General features: G+C 70.7%; 4 protein-coding genes. 1 reads left to right on the forward strand and 3 read right to left on the reverse strand.

The annotated features are described in order from the left end of the window. Positions 1 to 187: 187 nt before the first annotated feature. Positions 188 to 865 (forward strand): peptide-methionine (S)-S-oxide reductase MsrA, encoded by a 678-nt coding sequence (gene msrA / locus L0H79_RS21025; RefSeq protein WP_301486620.1) that lies wholly within the window; start codon positions 188 to 190, stop codon positions 863 to 865. A 251-nt stretch (positions 866 to 1,116) separates the two neighbouring features. On the opposite strand, the gene L0H79_RS21030 is transcribed toward msrA, so the two are convergent. The 3 genes from L0H79_RS21030 to L0H79_RS21040 all read right to left on the reverse strand — a co-directional run. Further along, a complete protein-coding gene (locus L0H79_RS21030; RefSeq protein WP_301486622.1) occupies positions 1,117 to 2,079 on the reverse strand; it encodes a hypothetical protein in 963 nt (320 codons plus the stop codon). A gap of 77 nt (positions 2,080 to 2,156) precedes the next feature. Then, complete coding sequence (locus tag L0H79_RS21035) at positions 2,157 to 4,121, reverse strand: M13 family metallopeptidase (protein WP_301486624.1); 1,965 nt, start codon at positions 4,119 to 4,121, stop codon at positions 2,157 to 2,159. A gap of 123 nt (positions 4,122 to 4,244) precedes the next feature. After that, on the reverse strand, positions 4,245 to 4,450 hold a 206-nt coding region (locus L0H79_RS21040), incomplete at its 5' end, for a hypothetical protein (protein ID WP_301486625.1).

Genomic DNA, 4,450 nt, shown 5'->3' on the forward strand with positions numbered 1-4,450 from the left:
CACGTCACGACTCCACCCCACGATGCCGCCCCTTCCCCACGAGCGCTTGCCCCCTCAGCCCAGCATGACGTGTCCGGCCCGGTCTGCGCTGGCAAACGACCGAACTGCTGTGACGTGCCGGCGCGCCAGACGGTCGGGCAGCGGGTGACACACTGAAGGGGTGTTCGGATACGGCAGGAAGACGACGATGCCCACCCGCGAGCAGGCCCTCCCCGGGCGAGCCGAGCGGCTCTACTCGATCGCACCGACCCACGTCGTGCTCGGGAGCCCGATCGAGGGACCCTGGCCCGACGGCTCCGAGGTGATGTATGTCGCGATGGGCTGCTTCTGGGGCACCGAACGCATCTTCTGGCGCCAACCGGGGGTCATCGCGACAGCCGCCGGCTACATGGGCGGCCATACGCCGAACCCGACCTACGAAGAGGTCTGCACCGGCCTGACCGGCCACGCCGAGACCGTCCGGGTCGTCTACGACCCGCAGCAGACCAGCCCCGAGCTGCTGCTCAAGCAGTTCTGGGAGAACCACGACCCGACGACCGCCAACCGGCAGGGCAACGACGTGGGGACCGGCTACCGCTCGGCCATCTACTGGACGACCCCCGATCAGGAGCGAGCAGCAGCCGCGACCCGGGAGGCGTTCCAGCAGGTGCTGCACGAGCACGGCCACGGCGAGATCACGACCGAGATCCGCTCGGCGCAGGACGCAGGCCCGTTCTACGTCGCCGAGGACCTCCACCAGGGCTACCTGCACAAGAACCCGATGGGCTACTGCAACCACGGGCCGAACGGCATGACCTGCCCGGTCGGGATCGTCCGTCAGGACGAGCTGCCGAGTCAGAAGTCGGTCCTCGGACAGTCCGACTGACCGGGGTGACGGCGGATGATGCCCGACGTGACCTGACCCCTGAGCGACAGCGCGCTCAGAGGGCACGAAGCGCCTGACGTCGCTCCCACCCCGAAGGGCTGCATCGAGAACCACGCGGCGGACGCCGCCTGAGGCCCGGCCAGCAGCGCTGCCCGACGCTCCCCGGTGTTGGTCGTCACGAAGGTGACCCGCGGGTGATAGGAAGCCATGGCTACAGTGTGGTCTGTCCCGCCCGCAGCGTTCCCGACCGGTCAGGCCCGCTCGTACCAGCGCAGGACCCGCAGCGCGCGCAGCGTGTTCCACCGGCTCGGTCTGCCGTCGCCCTCCTCGAGCTCGAAGTGCATCAGCCCGGGGTGGGTGTTCTCGAGCAGCCACCGGCCATCCGGTTGCCGCTTGCCGCGAACCTGCTCGACGGCCTCGTCCAGACGCGGGTCGGGCGTGCCGCCGACGGACCGGAAGTAGTCGAGCCCGCGCAGCACGTCGTAGTACCAGTGCGCCGGGAACGAGAACGACAACCAGTCGGGGTCGACGACCTCGCCCGTGCTCGCCCGGCGGAGGAGGGCCCGCGCCAGCAGGTACCCCTCTGCCCGCCGCCGCGCCGGCCCGACCGGGTGCGTCCCGCCGCCGCGCTCGTACTCCAGCAACCCGTCCAGCACGCAGACGGTCGAGTGGAACGAGGATCGGGTCGAGCCGTTCTCGGCCTCGCAGTTCCAGCCGCCGTCGTCGAGCTGCTCATCGAGCAGGCGAGACACGATGCCGTCGACGTCCTGCCCGAAGTAGGCACCGATCGCCACGGCCCCGCCGTTGATGCACGGCTCGACCTCGCCCCGGAAGAACGGCTCCCCGGCATACTCCCACCTGCAGCGCTCCCGTACTCCCTCGAGCGCGGCGCGGACGGCGGGATCCGCCGGGTCGACACCCATCTCACGCAGCAGCCGGAGGGTCGGCAGGGTAGCCGTCCAGGGCTGCGCTCCCGGGTCGCCCACGACCGACTTCGTCGGCTGCCAGTCGCGGCTCGGGAAGCACGCCCCGCCGGACCACTGCCCGTCGACCTGCAGCTCGAGCAGCCGCCGGCCCCAGCCGGTCCGGGCCACCAGGGCACGTTCCACGGCGACCTCCTCGGCGGGCACGTCGGTCAGGTCGCGCAGCACCTGCCACCGGATCGCCGGGTCGCCGTCGAGCAACCAGGCCCGGACCGTCGTGACATCGTCCATCGCTCGCTCCTTCGGGCGGAGAACTCCCCACATCTCCACGGTATGCCGCCGAGCGCCTCCAGCGCGCCGGCCCGGCCTCAGAAGATGCCGACCCGATCCTGCTCCGGCAGCCACAGCTCGTCGCCGGGCCGCACCCCGAACGCCTCGTGGAACTGGGCCACGTTGCGCACGGCGTTGCCGCGGAACTCCTGCGGCGCGTGCGGGTCGATGGCGAGCAGCCGGACCGCCTCTTCGGGACGGGCCTTGCCCTTCCACACCTGGGCCCAGCCGATGAAGAACCGCTGCGGGCCGGTGAAGCCGTCGACCTCGGGCATCCCGGTCTGCTCCGTCGCGATCCGGTAGGCGGCATACCCGATCTGCAGCCCGCCGAGGTCGCCGATGTTCTCGCCGACCGTCAGGGCCCCGTTGACATGGTGCGAGTCGTCCAGACCGTGCGGCACGTACGTGTCGAACTGGCCGATGAGCCGCTGGGCCAGCGCGTCGAAGCGCGTCCGGTCGTCCTCGGTCCACCAGTCGCGCAACGCGCCGGTGCCGTCGTAGCGCGAGCCCTGGTCGTCGAAGCCGTGCCCGAGCTCGTGCCCGATGACGGCGCCGATCCCGCCGTAGTTGACCGCGTCGTCGGCCCCGAGGTCGAAGAAGGGCGGCTGCAGGATGGCCGCGGGGAAGACGATCTCGTTCATCGAGGGCATGTAGTAGGCGTTGACCGTCTGCGGCAGCATGAACCACTCGCCGCGGTCGATCGGCCCGCCCAGCTTGGCCAGGTTGCGGTCCACCTCGAAGGCCGTTGCGCGGCAGACGTTCCCGACCAGGTCACCGGGCACGATCTCGACCGGCGAGTAGTCGCGCCACTGGTCCGGGTAGCCGATCTTCGGCGTGAACAGGTCGAGCTTCGCGATCGCCTCCGCACGTGTCGGCGGGCTCATCCAGTCGAGCGAGGCGAAGGAGCGCCGGAACGCCTCGACGAGGTTGGCGACCAGATCCTGCATCCGCTCCTTCGCCTCCGGCGGGAACCACCTAGCGGCATAGAGCCGGCCGACCGCCTCACCGATCGCCTCCTCGACGACCGAGACCCCGCGCTTCCACCGCTCCTTGTTCTGCGGCTGCCCGGACAGCGTGCGCCCGTAGAAGTCGAAGTCCTCGGCGACGAGAGCCTCCGGCAGCAGGGGCGCGAACTCGGAGATGACGTGCCACGTCAGCCACGCCCGCCAGTCGTCGAGGTCGACCTCGGGCAGCGCGCCGCTGACGGCCTCGACGAAGCTCGGCTGTCGCACGACGACCTTGGCGAGCGCGTCGTCGGGGCCGCCGAGTGCCCCGAGCCATGAGCCCCAGGCAAACCCGGGTGCGGTCTGCTCGAGCTCGGCCCGCGTCCTGGCGTTGTAGGTCTTGAGCGCGTCACGGTTGGCCACGTTGTCCCAGTGCGAGCTCGCGAGCCTCGTCTCGAGAGCCATCACCCGCGTCGCCTTCTCCTCGGCGGCAGGCACGCCGGCCAGGCCGAGCATCCGCCCGATGTGGACGACGTACTTCTCCCGGATCTCGGCGTACTTCTCCTCCCGGTAGAACGACTCGTCCGGCAGCCCCAGCCCACCCTGGTCGAGGTAGACGACATAGTCCTGCGGCGAACGCTCGTCGGGCGCGACGAAGTGCCGCACGAGACCGCCGACCCCCGCCCGGCGCAGTCGCCCGAGCGTGGTGACGAGGGCATCGACGGAGTCGACAGCGGCGACCTCGCCCAGCCACGGCTGCAACGGCGTGAGGCCGAGCTCTTCGACCCGGTCGGTGTCCATGAAGCTTGCGTAGAGCTCGCCGACCTGTCGGCTCGGTGAGCCCGCCGTGGCCGCCGTGTCGCCTGCCGCGTGCTCGATGAGGTCGCGCACCCGGCTCAGCGACTCCTCGCGCAGGATGTCGAACGTCCCGAACCGGGCCCGGTCTCCCGGGATCTCGGTGGCCTGCAGCCAGTGGCCGTTGACGAACCGGAAGAGGTCGTCCTGCGGGCGGACCGACCTGTCGAGGTTGTCGAGGTCGATGCCGGACTTCAGCGTCACGTGGGTTCTCCTGTCGGGTGGGCTCCCCCGAGCCTAACCAGCCACGGAATCAGCCACGAACAAGAAGGTATGCCGCCCAGCTCGCGAGCTGGGCGGCATACCCGCTTCGACGTGGCGGGTGGGTCAGCGGCGACGTCCGAGCACGACGCCGGTGACCCCGACGATCAGGAGCAGGACGCCGAGCCCGCCGACGAGCGAGGGACCCGTCCGGGCGAGGTCGACCTGGGCGCCGGTGAGGTTCGTGACGAGCACATAGCCGGCCACGACCAGGGTGATCAGCCCGAGCAGGACGGTGCCGGGCCGCGGGCCCTTCTGGATCGTCACGAGCG

The organism is Intrasporangium sp., from assembly GCF_030452765.1.
GTDB lineage: Bacteria > Actinomycetota > Actinomycetes > Actinomycetales > Dermatophilaceae > Intrasporangium_A.